Source organism: Hyphomicrobium sp. (genome assembly GCF_035687085.1).
Taxonomy (GTDB): Bacteria; Pseudomonadota; Alphaproteobacteria; order Rhizobiales; family Hyphomicrobiaceae; genus Hyphomicrobium_B.
Genome location: NZ_DASRYS010000020.1, coordinates 35,404 through 51,017, shown reverse-complemented (window position 1 = coordinate 51,017; position 15,614 = coordinate 35,404). Strand labels below are relative to the sequence as shown.

Below are 15,614 nucleotides of genomic sequence, written 5' to 3'. Positions count from 1 at the left end.
CGCACCACATCGCCGCCCGGGCCTCAGCAGCAGACCTCAGCGGCGCGGCAGATATAGCCGTTCGCACGGATAGATCAGGTCGGGATCGCGTATAAGCTGCCGGTTGGCCAGATAAATCCGGCGGAAGTACCAGCCCGTCCGGTAGTGCCGGAGCGCGATGAGCCACAGGTTGTCGCCCCGTGCGACCGTATAGCGGCCCGGCACGAAAACTTTTCTCCCCGCTGCCGCGCATCGTCCATGCCGCGCCCGCCGCACCCAGCGCTGCACCGCTGGCCCCCGGACATGCCGGCTCTTGAGAACGGCGCGCCGGTTGGATGCCCGATGCCCGCGCGCGCTTGCGTGACGCCGCTTGCGAGCACCCGCGTCGGGCGGCGAAGTCTTTTCAGCGGCCGTCGCTGCAATCCTCTTCTCCGCCGCAGCCGGAGGTGCAGCCGGCTCAGCCGCTGCGCTCAGCTGGGTGGCCTCCGCGGCCCGCGCCTTCTCCGCAGCAGCCGCCGCTTCCCTGGCTTCCGCTTCCCGCTTCGCCGCTTCCTCTCGCTTGCCCGCCTCTTCCCGGTCAGCCGCTTCCCGCGCGAGACGTTCCTTTTCTGCGGCTTCCTTCAAGGCTGCCTCTCTTGCCTTCGCCTCGGCCTCGCGTTGAGCGGCCTCACGTTCGGCCGCTTCGCGCTCGGCTGCAGCCTTGGCCGCTTCCGCCTCCGCAACGCGCTTGGCTTCTTCCTCCGCAACGCGCTTAGCTTCTTCCTCCGCAGCCTTGCGCTTCGCCTCTTCCGCGATCCGAGCCGTCTCGGCTTCCCGCCAAGCCTGCCGCTCAGCTTCGGCTTTCCTCGCCTCCTCAGCTTTCCGGGCAGCCTCCGCTTCGGCCTCCCGTTGCGCGGCGATCTCCCGCTCGCGAGCTAAAGCAGCCTCTCTGGCAGCGGCTTCCTCAGCGGCTCTCTGCTTCGCTTTCTCTTCCTCAGCGAGACGGAGCTGCTCCTGGCGCTGCCGCTCCTCCTCCGCCAGACGCTTGGCCTCGTCCGCCTTTCGCTGCTCTTCCGCGGCCCGCGCGGCCTCCAGCCGCTCGCGTTCGGCCTCGCGCGCCTTCGCCTCTTCGGCAGCTTTCGCCGCCGCGTCCGCCAACCCCCGCTGATGCTGCGCCTCGGCCTCAGCCGCACGCTGGGCCGCAACCGAATCCAGCGCCTCCTGTGCGCCACGCGCCGCCGCTTCCGCCTCGTCCTTCCGCATCTGTTCGATCTGGCGAGCGATCGCATCGCCGTTGACAGCGGGCGTCGATAACCGGCGAATGATCGTCGTCTGGAATTCGCGATTGGCCCGCGCCAGCCAATCCTGAATGCGCTCGGCAATCCCAAGCTCTCGCCGTGACCATAAGTCGACCGCGGTCCCGGGCTTCTCCGGCTCTTTCACGAACGGCCGGCGCTGCTCTTCAGCGGCAACGCGAAACGCCGCGCCCACGGCTTCCAGCGTATCCTCGTTATCCGCGGCAATGACGGCCGGAAAGCTCCGCCCGGCCATAACCGTTGTCCCCGGCGGCCGCCCCGCGCCGGTGTCGCTCGCAGCATGGAGTGGCAGCGGCGAAAACACGGCCATGGCGAACAGCGCTGAAATGGCGCCCGCCCGCGCCCTGGCGATCGCGATTTTCTTAGTTAAAACCGTGGCTTCGCCCGTTATCATAACGTCGCCCCCAAGCCCTACGATGAGCTAAGCACACGTATAGGCCCGCCGCCACCCCAAGGGGCCCGGTCGCGCGAAATTATGATCTGAACGTCGTATCGCGTCCACAAAAGCAGCATGCGTCCCATGCATCCTCTGGCGCGTTCGGGGGGAGCGCCTAGATACAGAAGACCACAGTTGAGAATGGACCCAGAATGAACGAAATGAGCAAATTGCCGGGCACCGGTCCGGCAGACGATGCCCCATCTAAAATCCCCGCAAAAATTGAAGGCGTTTGCGTTTACTGCGGCTCCGGTAAGGGCCGTAACCCCGCCTACGCCATCGCCGCCCGTAAGCTTGGCAAAGCACTCGCCGATAACGGCCTCCGCTTGATCTACGGCGGCGGCAGCCTCGGCCTCATGGGCGAAGTCGCGCGTTCGACGCTCGGCGCCGGCGGCAAGGTGACGGGCATCATTCCCGAATTTCTCGTCAACCGCGAACGCATGCTCAAAGACGTCGATGAACTGATCGTCGTCGAGAACATGCACACCCGCAAGCAGCTGATGTTCGACCGCGCCGATGCGTTCGTCGCCCTTCCCGGCGGCGTCGGCACGCTGGAAGAACTCGTCGAGCAGCTGACGTGGTCACAGCTCGGCCGCCATGCAAAGCCCATCGTCATCGTCAACATCGACGGCTTCTGGAACCAGTTCTTAGCGCTTCTCGAGCACATGCGGCAGGAGACCTTCATCCGCGAAGGCCTCGACGTGCGCTTCACCGTCGTCGACAGCGGCGAAGCCGCCGTCGCAGCGATCCTCGCCGCCGCCACCCCGGCGGAACCCGCCACGGAAGAGAACGTGCTGGAGCGGTTCTAGCCTGGGCGAAAGGCCTGCTACTGCGACGCGGTCGTCAGCTCGGGCTTCCGCGTGAAGACCTCGGCATACATGTCGCGAAGCTCGCCCGCGCCGGCCGCGCTCAAATGGTCATCATCGACGTACAAAGGCACCCCGTCCTTGAGGTAGTGACACGTGCCGTCCCCGCACAGCCGCAGATGCGGATAGACGATGTCGGTCCCGTCCTTTTGATCCAACCGCGACAGCAGCGTCAGCACGCGCTGTCCGCGCTCCACGAAGTTTTCGAGCGTCACTTCTTCGGGCAGCGGGATGCCCCAGGCAGCATGACGTTCGGCGACTGCGATGACGTTGAATGGATACTCAGGCACAGGACCGATGATTACGACCTCCTTCCCGAGCGCCACGATCCGATCGACGGTGTCCTCTAGCGCCGGCTCAAATTCTTTCCTTTTCGGTTTCCGTGCGCTCTGGGCTTTCCGGCGCTTATCTTGAGCCGCGCCGGCAGAGGCCATCCAGCGCCCGGCCAGAATAACGCGCTTGATCTTGCTGTCGATGAGCGCAGCGAGCGTTCGATCGTTGAGGCCACGGCACACGTCCGCAAAACGATTTCCTGAGAAATCGATGTCGATCAACGGCTGACATCCTGGCCGCGCAGCGACGATCATGCGCTTTCCTGACTTCACGACATAGTCGTGAAGGCCCGGAAGGATGGCGAGCGCGTGGCTATCTCCCCAAAGGAGAGTATCAATCTCCCCCTTGCCGCTTCCCATGATGGTTGTGTCGCCGGGCCAACCTTCTTCCCTGGCCGGCGCGACGCCATACGCCGAGGTGGGCTTTAGATTGCGTCCGTTCGCTGCATCGAGTTTGACGATCTCGGGGGACCAGCCCTGCAGGCTCTCCGGTTTTCCGGCGACGACTCGCGCGCCGCCCAACAGCAAGGCCAACATCGCGAAGGCGCTCGCAAAGACCTTCCAAGGCGTTTGCACGGCCGGCGCTCTGCGGAACGGCGTTTCGATGAGCCGCCACGAGAGGATGCCGAGCGCGAGGCTGAGTGCCAGCAACAGCAAGCCCGCTTGCGACTCGAGTTCAGCCCCGAACGTCTCCGGAAAGCGATAGCGCGCCAGCGCCAGCAGCGGCCAATGCCAGAGATAGACGGAGAAGGAGATCTTACCCAGGGCAACTGCGGGCGGCGCCGCGAGCAGCCGCGCGACCATCGTCCGGGGCAGCCCGCCGCCGTCCTCAGTGCCAATTCCCGCGTGAATGATGAGGAGGGCCCCCGCGCAGAGTGGCAGAGCCGCGAAACCGGGAAACGGCGTCCCTTCGCTGTAGCCGAAGTAACAAGCGCCGATCATCGCCGCGCCGAGTAGGGCTTCCGCCTCGCGCACCATCTGATTGCGGACCTGCGGCAGGATACCGAACGCGAGCATCGTACCGAGCAGCAACTCCCACACGCGGCCGCCCGTCGAAAAGAACGCTGGCGCCGGCGACTGCGAAACCGCGTACGCGCTATACGCCAGTGACGCCGCCGCCGCGGCCGCCATCGCCGGAACGATGATCTGGCGCCTGAACCGGAACAGCAGCATCACCAGCAACGGAAACACCGCATAGAATTGCTCTTCGATGCCGAGCGACCAAGTATGCAGCAGGGGCTTTTCGGCAGCGGCACTGCTGAAGTAATCGTTGGAGCGCTGTGCGAAATAGAAGTTGGATAGCCCCAGCGCGGCTCTAACCAGGCTTTGGCTGAATTTCAGAAAATCGTACGGGAAGAGAATAAGCGCCGCGGCGACAGTCGTGCCCAAGAGGCACGTAAACAGCGCCGGCACGATCCTCCTTATGCGTCGCAGATAGAAGTTGGAAAGAGAGAACTCTCCCGCCTCGAGCTCGCCCCGGATGATCCCAGCGATCAGAAAACCCGAGATGACGAAGAAAACGTCGACGCCCCCGAAGCCGCCGGTGACACCGCCTAATTGAAGGTGAAAGGCAAGGACGCCCAAAATGGCGACGGCCCGTAGCCCGTCGATATCGGCCCGGTAATGTTGCCGTGGCACGCTCGGACGCGCATCATTGTGCAACGATCGGCCCCCCATCAATATGGCCCCCATCTATAAGGCGAGCATTACACACAAGGGGCGCCGAGGCAGCGTCTCGTTCCAAGCCGTCCACAACGGGCGCAACCCGCTGTTGCACAAAATCCCCTTCCCTTCTAATCAGCGCATATGGCCGAACAGACCGCAGACCCGCAGCTTCCCGCCGCCCGCATTCCTGCTGCCGAAATTCCGGGCTATGTCGATCGGATGCGATCCGGCGAGCGCCGCGCCATCGCCTCCGTCATCACCGAACTTGAACGGCTGTCAGCAGCCGCCCCTGCGTTGTTGCAGGCCCTGCAGCCGCATCTTGGTCACGCGCTCGTCATCGGGCTGACTGGCCCGCCGGGTGCCGGGAAATCGACGCTCGTCAACGCCATCATCGCGCATTTGCGAAAACAGGGCCGCACCGTTGGCGTCGTCGCCGTCGATCCCTCGAGCCCGATCTCGGGTGGCGCCATCCTCGGTGATCGCATCCGCATGACAGCGGCCCTCGACGACGACGGCGTGTTCGTGCGCTCGCTCGCCTCGCGCGGTTATCTCGGCGGCCTCTCGCCAGCCGCTGTCCGCGTCATCGATGCCCTCGACGGCGCAGGATTCGACATCGTGTTGCTCGAAACCGTGGGCACTGGCCAGAACGAAATCGACGTCGCCGAGGTCGCCGACATCCGCATCGTGATTGCCGCCCCCGGCTTGGGCGATGACATTCAGGCGATGAAGTCAGGCCTTCTCGAAATCGCCGACGTCATCGTCGTGAATAAGGCTGACCGTCCCGGCGCCGAACAAACCATGCAGCAGCTCATCGGCGCGCTCTCGATTCGCGCGATGGCGGCTGACAAGGTGCCGGTCCTGAAGACGAGCGCGCTGAGCGGCGAAGGCGTGCCCGAACTGATCGGTGCGCTCGAAGACATCGGCAAACGCGTCGCCGCCGAAGGCGCAATTGCCCGCCGCCGCCGCCGCGCGCGTTACCTCATCGCCCGCGCTGCCGCCGACATTGTCGCCGCGCGCATCAAGGCCGGCGGCAAGGAAGGACTGGATCCCCTCGCCGATGCCGTCCTCTCCGGCACGATGACGCCCGACAAGGCAGCCCGGCGCCTGCTCCAAGAGTAAATCGCGCGCGCCGCGCAACACGCGGCCGCCGATCTTTACTTTTTCCACAGCCTCCGGGCGCACCCCGAGCAACGATTTGCTAGACGTCGGACATCGAGTTCAACGCCCGGCGGCTGGCTCAACGAAGGAAGCGTCGCCGGGCAAGCAGAGCAATGCCCACGGGGGGAATGAGAATATGCGTAAAGGCGTAGGCGCCGCGTTGGCGATGGCCATGGCAACGGCGATGACATCGGTCGTCGCTTCAAGCGGAACCGCTACAGCGGGCGAACTCACGGGCGCTGAGCTCCACGCTCTCCTCGCCGGGCGGACGATCCACATCTCCGTGCCGTTCGGATCTCTTCCCATTCGCTACAATCCCGGTGGCACCATGGCTGCCAAGTCGAAGGCAATGGCCGTCTACTCCGGTGGCATCACCGAAGATCACGGCACTTGGCGCATCGCCGGCAACAAGTTCTGCCAACGCTGGAAGACCTGGCAGGCGGGCCGCGAACAATGCTTCTCCGTCAGCCGCAGCGGCTCCACGCTCCGCTGGGCCAGCAACGACGGCATGACCGGCACCGCGCACTGACCAGACGTCCGGCATTGGCGGCCGGCTCGCGGAACGCGAGTCGCCAATGCCAAACATTAAAGCCACCTTCGCCGCTTGAAGTAGAGGTACGGCAGGATCGCCGAGACAACCATCAAGCCCAGCGCCCACGGATAGCCGAACATCCACTTGAGTTCGGGAATATCGGCGAAGTTCATCCCGTAGATCGACGCCACCAGCGTCGGCGGCAGAAACACGACGGCGGCAACCGAGAAGATCTTGATGATCTGGTTCTGCTGCAAATTGATGAGCCCGAGCGTCGCATCGAGCAGAAAATTTACCTTGCTCGATAGAAACGTCGCCTGATCGGTCAAGGCGACGACGTCGCGATAGAGAACCTTGGTGCGCGCCTTGGCTTCCTTCGTAACCTTCTTGTCCTGCTGCTCGACGCTCGTGTGGTACGTCAGCACGCGGTTGATGCTGACGAGGCTTTCGCGCACCTTCGTCAACAAGTCGCCGTCCTGGCCGATGCGCTCGATGACAGCCTGCAAATCATCGCCCGAAGGCGACACCTTCTCCGCCCGTCCCTTCCGCGTCTCGGTCTTGCCCTTGCGGAACACCTGACGCGAAACCTGATCGATGCCGTTGCCCACCCGCTCTAGCGCATCCGCCATGCGATCGAGCAGCGCCTCGATCAATCCCATCATGATCTGCTCGCCGTTGAAGACCGGAACGGCGTTCGAACGCTGCGCGCGCACGACGAAATTGGCGAACGCCTTAGGCTCTTCGTAGCGCACGGTCACAAGCGTGTTGCCCTTGAGCACGAACGTGATCGGCGTGTTGGTCGGCTCGTCGCTTTCAAGCCGCGACGCGGCTGTCAGCGTCATGAACTCCGCACCGTCTTCCTGATAGAGCCGGGCAGAAACCTCGATCTCCTGCATCTCTTCCCGCGTCGGCAGCGAGATGCCGAGCAGCTGCTCGACATAGCGATTGTCCTGCGGCGCCGGATTGTAGAGATCGATCCAGACCGGAACGTCGGCCGGCCCGGATGTCTCCGTCGGAATGCCTTCCTGCGCGAGGACGAGATAGGAATTTTCGCGGCGATAGCTGCGGAGCATGGTGGGCCTTTCCGGTTCACGGCTGCCGCGCAGCCGTCCGGCGGGCCCGGCGATCAGGCGCGCTGAACGAATGCCGGCGAAATCGAAGGGGTGCTTCGACTGTCGCTGTCCATTTGAGTTGGTCCTCGTATCCGGGCCGACAGATTGCACGCCAGCGTTCAGGCGGCCCTGGTCGGGCGGGAAACTACTCTCGCCCTATGCCAGTTTCCAGAAGTCTTTGACGAACGGGCTACCCGGCCTATCCGGCGACGGCCAGCCTGCTGTGGCGGATCGAATAGGCGAAGTAGATCACGAGCCCGAGCGCCAGCCAGCCGATGAACCGCAGATGCGTCTCGTAGGGCAGGAACAAGATGAGCGCGCCGCACGAGATCACGCCAAGCATCGGCAGCACGATACCGCCGGGGGCCTTGAAGGGCCGGGGCAGTTCCGGATGCGAGAGGCGCAGAGAGATCACGCCGCCGCAGACGAGGATGAAAGCGGCGAGCGTGCCGATGTTGACGAGTTCGGCAAGAATGCCGAGCGGAATGAACCCCGCCATGATCGCCATGACGATGCCGACGATCACGGTCGTGCGCACGGGCGTATGCGTCCGCCGGTTGACGGTCGAGTAGTAGGACGGCAGCAAGCCATCGCGTGACACGCCGACGATCACGCGCGTCAGCGCATAGTAGAGCACCAGCATCACGGTGATGAGGCCGGCGACGACGCCCGCGGAAACCAGGCCCGCCGCCGTGTTGTGGCCGACGCGAAGCAGCGCTGCGGACGCCGGAGACGAAACGTTCAGCTCCGGATAGGGAATGAGCCCCGTCATCAACGCCGACACGATCACGTAGATCGTCGTGCAGAAGGCAAGCGAGGCGATGATGCCAATGGGAACGTCCCGCTGCGGGTTCCGGGCCTCCTCGACGGCCGTCGAGACGGCGTCGTAACCGACATACGCGAAGAAGACGATCGAAGCGCCCGCCAGGACACCGATCGGATGGCCCGCCTCGTTGTGGCCGAACCAGCCGAACGGCAGGAACGGGAACCAGTTGTCGGAATTCACATTGAACACGGCGACCGCAATGAATACGGCGACCGCGATAAGCTTGATGGCGACGGCAATCGCATTCATGCGGGCCGTTTCCTTGACGCCGATGATGAGCAGCAGCATCAGCCCGATGATGACGCTGAAGGCCGGCAGATTGATGTAACCGCCCAGTCCCCCGTTGCGCACGCTCTCTGCGTTGGGGTCGAAGCCGAACCATTCCAGCGCCCCGCCGAGGTACGCGTTCCACGCCAAGGTCGTTGGACCTTTGGTCAGCGCCTCAGGTAATGGCAGGCCGACGGACCTCAGGAAGTCGTTGAGATAACCCGACCAGCCGTTGGCGACGGCGGCGACTGACACGCCGTATTCGAGGATAAGATCCCAGGCGATGATCCAGGCGATGAGTTCGCCGAATGCCGCGTAGCTGTAGCCGTAGGCGCTGCCGCAGCCGCCGACCGAAGCCGCAAGCTCCGCATAGGAGAGCGCAGCGAAGGCGCACGCGAGGCCTGCCACGATGAATGACAGAATGACCGCGGGCCCAGCCTGGCCGGCAGCCGCGTGTCCGGTCAGAACGAAAATGCCCGTGCCGATGATGGCGCCGATGCCGAGCAACGTCAGGTCGAACGCGCTCAAGACACGCTTCATGCCGAAGTCGGAGTCGTCATAGCCAACCGGCTTCTTGCGGAAGAGTTTAGACATAGGACGGCCCCTCATCTTGTAGCGTCAGCGAGCGTATTGAGCCGCTGACGGATTTCCCCGCTCGGCCACCCCTGCAACCCACGTTGTTAGCCGAAGGGAATCAAGACCGTGCGTCAACTTCACCCAGCGGCCTGGGAATGTCCACCGGCCCCGGCGAACAAATACCGTGCAGTCCGATGCCCGTCTTTTAGGGCTCCGCAAGCGGAAAGCCCTCCATCCGCCGGATCCGCGCCGGGACAGAATGGAGCACTTGCTTGAGCTTCCCAAACCCTATAGCCAATCCGAAAAATGACGGCGCGGGCGTCCGGCACGCTCCCGCAGCCGGGCCTTCGCAAGCCCAGCCCACGACCAAGTCCAGCACGACCAAGATCGGAGTTTGAAGATGTCTGACGAGGCCGTAGTCGCCCAAACCGGGCCCTACCAGGTCGAACTCAACGAGGGCCAGGAGTATTGGTATTGCCGCTGCGGCAGATCCAAGACCCAGCCCTTCTGCGACGGTTCGCATGACGGCACGTCGTTCGAACCCATGCGGTTCGTCCCGGACCATACCGGCACATTCAATCTCTGCGGCTGCAAGGCGACCGACGACGAGCCCTTCTGCGACGGCACGCATAACGTTTTGTAGCCGCCCGGCAACACCGGCCGGCACGCCGGAGCGCTCGCGCGATCGTCAGCGAGCAAACAAAAGGCCGCCGAGCGCTGGCTTTCCCAAGCCGGCCGTGGCGACCTCAAAAGTTGCAGATGAGAGAACGCAATTGCAGGTGATTGAACCCTGCAATGAGGCGGATATCAGCGGCCCTGCGAGGCCAGCATGCATTCCGTCATTAGGCGTCTTTCAAGCTTCGTCAAAACGTCGGGGATATCGCGCCCGGAATCCCGAAATTCTGAAATTCTTTCTTTCACGAGGGCGTAGCACTGGCGCGGATCGTCATCAGTCTGTTCCATCTGATGGACCAATTCAGCCAGCTCCCCGCTGCCCATCTGTTGCGACATTTCTTAAAGTCTCCCGCTATGGTTCTTTTGCGTGAAGCCCTCCGGCGTTCGATGCCGCCGCTCCGGAGTGCTCCCCGACTCAATTACATCTCGCGTTCTTCCAATGTAGGCCCACCTATACACGAATAGAATGCGCCAATTCCGACGTAGACCGACGAATTTTACGAGTGTGACTTAACTGCCCTGAATATTACCTGAACGAAATACAGAAACGCCTCGCTCGTAATGGCTGGATAAGGTCAGCCGTTCGTGGCGATACACTGACGATATTCAGGCTTGGCAATCACAAATCATTGCTAAGTATTTGCTGCAGAGCAGCACAGAGCACCCCCTTCGCTGCAGCCCCCGGAACAGTGGCACTTGCGATTGCTGAAGCGTTGCCCGTCTGCTACGCCTCCCGCGTTGCATCAAGGATTTGGCTCTATGATACCCCGCTACTCACGACCCGAAATGGCCCGCATCTGGGACCCCGAAACACGCTTCAGAATCTGGTTCGAGATCGAAGCCCATGCCGCAACCGCATGCGCTCAGCTCGGCATAATTCCGGAGGCTGCGGCAAAAAAGATCTGGGAAAAGGGGTCGGCGGCCACCTTCGACGTCGCCCGCATCGATGAGATCGAGGCGGTAACGAAGCACGACGTTATCGCCTTCCTGACGCACCTCGCCGAGCACGTGGGCCCCGAGGCCCGCTTCGTCCATCAGGGCATGACCTCCTCGGACGTGCTGGATACCTGCCTCAATGTGCAGCTGGTCCGCGCGGCCGACCTTCTGATCGCCGATCTCGACCGGCTCCTCGCTGCCCTCAAGGCCCGCGCGTTCGAATACAAGAATGCCATCACCATCGGCCGCAGCCACGGCATCCACGCCGAGCCGACCACCTTCGGGATCAAGCTCGCCTATGCCTATGCCGAGTTCGCCCGCGCCCGTGAGCGCATGGTCGCCGCCCGTAAGGAAGTCGCCACCTGCGCCATCTCCGGAGCGGTTGGGACCTTCGCAAACGTAGACCCGCGCATCGAGGAGTACGTGGCCGAGCAGATGGGCCTCGTCCCCGAGCCCGTGTCCACCCAGGTCATCCCGCGCGACCGTCACGCCATGTACTTCGCCACGCTCGGCGTCGTCGCCTCCAGCATCGAGCGCCTGGCCGTCGAGATCCGCCACCTGCAGCGTACCGAAGTCTTAGAAGCCGAAGAGTACTTCTCGCCCGGCCAGAAGGGCTCCTCGGCGATGCCCCACAAGCGCAACCCGGTGCTGTCGGAGAACCTCACGGGCCTCGCCCGCATGGTCCGCGCCTACGCCATTCCCGCAATGGAGAACGTCGCCCTCTGGCACGAGCGCGACATCTCGCATTCGAGCGTCGAGCGCATGATCGGCCCGGATGCGACTGTGACCCTCGACTTCGCCTTGGCGCGCCTCGCAGGGGTCATCGAGAAGCTCGTCGTCTATCCTGAGACGATGAAACGGAACATGGAAAAGCTCGGCGGTCTGCACAATTCGCAGCGTGTGCTGCTGGCGCTGACCCAGGCCGGCGTCAGCCGCGAGGATGCCTATGCGCTCGTCCAGCGCAACGCCATGAAGACATGGGAACAGGGCAAGGACTTCCTGACCGAGCTTAAGGCGGACAAGGATGTGACGGCGAAGGTGCCGCCCGCAGCCCTCGAGGCGATGTTCGACATCGACTATCACACCGCCCATGTCGATACGATCTTCAAGCGGGTGTTTGGCAACGCCTAGAGCCTAGAGGCGCACCGCCATTCAACCGTAATGAACCTGACACGCCACCGTCATCTTCACCAGCCATAGCCTTCGGCATGCGATGTGCCGGGGCTGGGATTGATGCTGAGGCGGGCCATCCCTTCGGTTGAAAGTAGGCCGCAGAATAAAGGGCGCCATTCAGCGGGCGCCCTTTATCTCGTCCTGCAACCCCTTTTCCTCAAATTGGAAGACCGCCGTCCAGAATTGATTGATCCGTGATCAGCCTAATTGCCTAAGCTGTGTGGATTGAACGGGACAGCGTGACATGCATCAGACGACCGTTTAAGCGAGCCCTCGGGCGGAGAGAAAAAATTTGAGTCCCTCGGACATCATGATCGCGGACAGACCCCGAGTTGGCTCTAGTGCGCACGAGAAGGATAGAGCCGCGACGTTGCTCCTTTTGGGCGCGGCGATCGTCGGGACAGTTGCAGCCATTGTCTTTCAACTTTTCCCTCAGATCGATATGCGCACGGCGGCCTTTTTCTACGAGGGCAACGGCGTCTTCGCCGGCAAGGGCGGCGGAATCTATTACGGCGCTTCCAGCACCATCGCCGACGTGGTCCGTTTGACGCTCTATATCTTCTTCGTAGCCTTCTGCACGCTCGCCGCTTGCGGTCTGGGGATGTCCGTTCTCCGCCGGCGCCCAAGCCTCGGCCTTGCGGCACCGAAATGGCTTTTTCTCGCAACCTGCCTCGCGATCGGCCCCGGTGTCGTCAGCAACGCCATTTTGAAAGACAACTGGGGCCGCGCACGCCCCGTCCATCTCGTGGAGTTCGGCGGAACCAAAACGTTCACGCCACCGCTCGTCCCATCCAAGCAGTGCCACAGGAACTGTTCATTCGTCGCCGGCGAAGCCTCGATGGCCTACGCCGCTTTCTTCGCTGCGGCCTTTCTCTTTACCGGCATCAGCGGCAGACTGATTTTGGCGGGTGTGCTCGGCGGATTGTTTTCAGGGTTGGTGCGCATGTCGCAAGGCGCGCATTTTCTCTCCGACGTCATATTTGCGGGCGTTGTAATGGCAGCGACTGTTGCCGGGATCTACCTGCTTTTTGATTGGATATCGCGTACAGGTGGAACGGGTCCCAAGACCGGACCTCCAAACTTCCTGTCCCGGTGGTGCTCATGGTGACATCCAAACCTGCCGCAGCAACGCTCTCTACGCATACGATTGGCCCGGCTGTATCGTTGGCCCAGGCGGCCAGTCCCCGGCCCCGCCTCACCATCGTCATTCCGACATATTGCGAAGCCGGCAACATCGCTCCGATGATCGCCGCGCTCGACAGAGCCCTGACGTCCATCCACTGGGAAGTGATCTTCGTCGACGACGATAGCCCCGACGGCACGATGGGCGCCATCCGCGCGATCGGCGTCAACGATCCCCGCGTCCGCGCCATGCGCCGCGTGGGCCGGCGTGGCCTGGCGGGCGCCGTGATCGAAGGCATGCTCGCTTCCGGAGCCGACATCGTCGCCGTCGTCGATGCCGACCTGCAGCACGACGAGAAATTGTTGCCGCGCATGTTGAGCGATATCGAAGGCGGCAAGGCCGACCTCGTCATCGGCACGCGCTACAGCCAATCGGGCGAGGCCCGTGAAGGCTTCTCGACAGCGCGCCGCATCTCGAGCGAGCTTGCGACCGGGCTCTCCAACCTGCTTCTGCGCACCAACGTCAGCGATCCCATGAGCGGCTTCTTCATGATCAGAAGAAGCCTCATCGACACCATCGCGCCGAACCTGTCGCCGGGCGGCTTCAAACTCCTTCTCGACATTCTGGCCTCCGCCCCGTCCGGCATTCGGATCCAGGAGATCCCCTACGTCTTCCGGCCCCGCCGTGCCGGCAAATCGAAGCTCGACGGGCTCGTGATCGCAGATTTTCTCGGCCTGCTTCTCGCCAAGGTCTCGGGCAACCTGGTGCCGCCGCGGTTCGTCCTCTTCGCGCTCGTTGGAACGCTGGGCCTCGCCGTTCACCTCGTAGCGCTTCGCGCTGCCATGGATATCAGCGGCACAACCTTCAACGCCGCCCAGATCTTCGCATCTGTCGTCGCCATGACCTTCAACTTCTTCTTGAACAACGCGCTGACGTTTCGCGATCGCCGCCTGAGCGGCATCGAGGCCTTGAAGGGCCTCCTCACATTCTATGTGGTGTGCAGCATCGGAGCCGTCGCCAACATTGGAGTTGCCGATCTCGTCTACAGTCACGACGCCACGTGGTGGCGCGCCGGCATTGCGGGCGCACTGATGGCGGCCGTCTTCAATTACGCAGTCAGTTCTGCTCTCACTTGGCGCCGATGACGGTCGTTCGCATCAACGAAGCCGCAACCGGTTCACGACGCTACGAACAGCGCATCGATACACGCACGGCAAACGCCATCCTGATCGCGGCGATTGCCGCATGGACCGCCATCCGCATCGCTCTCGCAGGCACCATAGGCTTCGTCGACGACGAAGCCTACTATCGCATCTGGTCGCTGAGCCCCGCGCTCTCCTATCTCGATCATCCGCCGATGGTCGGCTGGATTATTGCCGCCGGCCGCGCCATCGCCGGAGACACCTTGCTCGGCGGGCGCCTCTTCGCCCCCCTCATCGGTGCGCTTGGCGCCTTTATCCTCTGGCGGACGGCATATCTTCTCTACGGCGCGGACATCGCGCGCCGCGCGGTCTGGATCATGCTGGCGATGCCGCTGCTTCAGGTCGGCGGCATCATCGTCACGCCGGACTTACCCTCGGTGCTGTTCGCAGGCCTCGTCGTCTGGGCGCTCGCCGAACTCGACCACAGCCAAAATCCGAAATGGTGGCTGGCGATCGGGCTCTTCGCCGGCCTTGGTCTGCTGTCGAAGTACACGAACCTCTTCCTCGGCGGCACGCTGCTCCTCTGGCTCGTCGCATCGCCGCAGAACCGCAAATGGTTCCGCTCAATCGAGCTTTGGCTCGGCGGCGTCATAGCGGCTGCACTCGCGAGCCCCGTCGTCATATGGAACGCCGAGCACGGCTGGGCCTCGTTCGGAAAACAGTTCGGACGCGTCGCCAACAGCGGCACCGCCGCGCCGGGCGTCTACATGGCCGAATACATCGGCGTGTTTCTCGCGCTGATGAGCCCGATCATCGCCGTGCTCGCCTTTATGGGTCTCGTCAGTGTCACGCGCGCGGCCATCGCCGGCCGCGGTGAAAGCCGTAGCGATGTTCTGCTGGCCGCAACAATTTGGCCGATGCTGATCTACTTCACCGTTCACGCGCTGCATGATCGCGTACAGGGCAACTGGCCGGCGCCCATCTACCCATCGCTTGCGATCTGCGCCGCCATCGCTCTGACCGGCGTCTCAATGAAATGGCGGCGCACGGTGTTCCTGGCCGCCATCGGCCTCGGCTTCGCGATGACGGCTGCCATCTGCGCACAAGCCGTCCAGCCCTTGGGAACGGCCTCCGTCGATCGCACGGAGCAGATGCGCGGCTGGCCCCAATTGGCCGACGCCATCGAGGCCAAGCGCCGCGAAACGAACGCCGGCTGGGTCGCGACCTCCAGCTACGCGACGACCGGCCAACTCGCCTTCGCGCTCAAGGGCCGTAGCGAAGTCATCCAGCTCGACGAGCGTATTCGCTACGAATACTTGGCCCCGCCCGATCCGGCTCTACTGGCAAAGCCCGCGCTCTACGTCGAACTGGCAAGACGGGTGGACATGCCCTTACTGAAGCAGAAGTTCCGCAAGATCGAACCGCTGGGAGAACTCAGCCGCCCCAACGGTAGCGCCAATGGCGCTACCTATGTTCTCTACCTTGTCTCCGATCCCCCTGCGCCACCGGTCCGGTAGCGCT

At 63.3% G+C, this 15,614-nt stretch carries 12 protein-coding genes; 8 read left to right on the top strand and 4 right to left on the bottom strand.

Annotation, left to right across the window (positions count from 1 at the left end; all coding sequences use genetic code 11):
• Positions 1–36 precede the first annotated feature (36 nt).
• Entirely contained in the window at positions 37–1,668 is a 1,632-nt protein-coding gene (locus VFG26_RS16570; protein ID WP_325027140.1) for a LysM peptidoglycan-binding domain-containing protein, read from the bottom strand.
• 203 nt (positions 1,669–1,871) lie between these two features.
• On the opposite strand from VFG26_RS16570, the gene VFG26_RS16565 reads away from it, so the two are divergent.
• The gene (locus VFG26_RS16565) at positions 1,872–2,519 is read left to right on the top strand and encodes a TIGR00730 family Rossman fold protein (protein WP_325027139.1); all 648 of its coding nucleotides are present in this window, start codon (positions 1,872–1,874) and stop codon (positions 2,517–2,519) included.
• Positions 2,520–2,536: 17 nt separating this feature from the next.
• Here the strand turns inward: VFG26_RS16565 and VFG26_RS16560 are convergent, their stop codons facing one another.
• A complete protein-coding gene (locus tag VFG26_RS16560; protein WP_325027138.1) occupies positions 2,537–4,585 on the bottom strand; it encodes an acyltransferase family protein in 2,049 nt (682 codons plus the stop codon).
• A 129-nt stretch (positions 4,586–4,714) separates the two neighbouring features.
• Here VFG26_RS16560 and meaB point away from each other — a divergent pair, with 129 nt between their 5' ends.
• Together meaB and VFG26_RS16550 are read left to right on the top strand one after the other, a co-directional pair.
• Positions 4,715–5,692 carry a methylmalonyl Co-A mutase-associated GTPase MeaB gene (meaB, locus tag VFG26_RS16555; protein WP_325027137.1) on the top strand — a complete coding sequence of 326 codons (978 nt, stop codon included), beginning with the start codon at positions 4,715–4,717 and terminating at the stop codon, positions 5,690–5,692.
• 175 nt (positions 5,693–5,867) lie between these two features.
• Positions 5,868–6,260 carry a hypothetical protein gene (locus VFG26_RS16550; protein ID WP_325027136.1) on the top strand — a complete coding sequence of 131 codons (393 nt, stop codon included), beginning with the start codon at positions 5,868–5,870 and terminating at the stop codon, positions 6,258–6,260.
• A gap of 56 nt (positions 6,261–6,316) precedes the next feature.
• On the opposite strand, the gene corA is transcribed toward VFG26_RS16550, so the two are convergent.
• Together corA and VFG26_RS16540 are read right to left on the bottom strand one after the other, a co-directional pair.
• The gene (gene corA, locus VFG26_RS16545; protein WP_325027135.1) at positions 6,317–7,336 is read right to left on the bottom strand and encodes a magnesium/cobalt transporter CorA; all 1,020 of its coding nucleotides are present in this window, start codon (positions 7,334–7,336) and stop codon (positions 6,317–6,319) included.
• Positions 7,337–7,574: 238 nt separating this feature from the next.
• Positions 7,575–9,062 carry an APC family permease gene (locus tag VFG26_RS16540; protein ID WP_325027134.1) on the bottom strand — a complete coding sequence of 496 codons (1,488 nt, stop codon included), beginning with the start codon at positions 9,060–9,062 and terminating at the stop codon, positions 7,575–7,577.
• A gap of 382 nt (positions 9,063–9,444) precedes the next feature.
• Here VFG26_RS16540 and VFG26_RS16535 point away from each other — a divergent pair, with 382 nt between their 5' ends.
• From VFG26_RS16535 to VFG26_RS16515, 5 genes are all read left to right on the top strand, one after another.
• The gene (locus VFG26_RS16535) at positions 9,445–9,687 is read left to right on the top strand and encodes a CDGSH iron-sulfur domain-containing protein (protein ID WP_325027133.1); all 243 of its coding nucleotides are present in this window, start codon (positions 9,445–9,447) and stop codon (positions 9,685–9,687) included.
• Between the two features lie 791 nt (positions 9,688–10,478).
• Positions 10,479–11,786 (top strand): adenylosuccinate lyase, encoded by a 1,308-nt coding sequence (gene purB / locus VFG26_RS16530; RefSeq protein WP_325027132.1) that lies wholly within the window; start codon positions 10,479–10,481, stop codon positions 11,784–11,786.
• Positions 11,787–12,198: 412 nt separating this feature from the next.
• Positions 12,199–12,936: a phosphatase PAP2 family protein gene (locus tag VFG26_RS16525; protein WP_325027131.1), complete on the top strand. Its 738-nt coding sequence runs from the start codon at positions 12,199–12,201 to the stop codon at positions 12,934–12,936.
• Complete coding sequence (locus VFG26_RS16520) at positions 12,930–14,096, top strand: glycosyltransferase family 2 protein (RefSeq protein ID WP_325027130.1); 1,167 nt, start codon at positions 12,930–12,932, stop codon at positions 14,094–14,096. Before VFG26_RS16525 ends, VFG26_RS16520 begins: the two co-directional genes overlap by 7 nt.
• A complete protein-coding gene (locus tag VFG26_RS16515) occupies positions 14,093–15,610 on the top strand; it encodes a glycosyltransferase family 39 protein (RefSeq protein WP_325027129.1) in 1,518 nt (505 codons plus the stop codon). The genes VFG26_RS16520 and VFG26_RS16515 overlap by 4 nt, the downstream gene beginning before the upstream one ends.
• Positions 15,611–15,614 lie beyond the last annotated feature (4 nt).

Coding starts and splice junctions, on each gene's coding strand:
- VFG26_RS16570 (WP_325027140.1), bottom strand. CDS start 1,668: ATGATAACGGGCGAAGCCACGGTTTTAACTAAGAAAATCGCGATCGCC.
- VFG26_RS16565 (WP_325027139.1), top strand. CDS start 1,872: ATGAGCAAATTGCCGGGCACCGGTCCGGCAGACGATGCCCCATCTAAA.
- VFG26_RS16560 (WP_325027138.1), bottom strand. CDS start 4,585: ATGGGGGGCCGATCGTTGCACAATGATGCGCGTCCGAGCGTGCCACGG.
- meaB (WP_325027137.1), top strand. CDS start 4,715: ATGGCCGAACAGACCGCAGACCCGCAGCTTCCCGCCGCCCGCATTCCT.
- VFG26_RS16550 (WP_325027136.1), top strand. CDS start 5,868: ATGCGTAAAGGCGTAGGCGCCGCGTTGGCGATGGCCATGGCAACGGCG.
- corA (WP_325027135.1), bottom strand. CDS start 7,336: ATGCTCCGCAGCTATCGCCGCGAAAATTCCTATCTCGTCCTCGCGCAG.
- VFG26_RS16540 (WP_325027134.1), bottom strand. CDS start 9,062: ATGTCTAAACTCTTCCGCAAGAAGCCGGTTGGCTATGACGACTCCGAC.
- VFG26_RS16535 (WP_325027133.1), top strand. CDS start 9,445: ATGTCTGACGAGGCCGTAGTCGCCCAAACCGGGCCCTACCAGGTCGAA.
- purB (WP_325027132.1), top strand. CDS start 10,479: ATGATACCCCGCTACTCACGACCCGAAATGGCCCGCATCTGGGACCCC.
- VFG26_RS16520 (WP_325027130.1), top strand. CDS start 12,930: ATGGTGACATCCAAACCTGCCGCAGCAACGCTCTCTACGCATACGATT.
- VFG26_RS16515 (WP_325027129.1), top strand. CDS start 14,093: ATGACGGTCGTTCGCATCAACGAAGCCGCAACCGGTTCACGACGCTAC.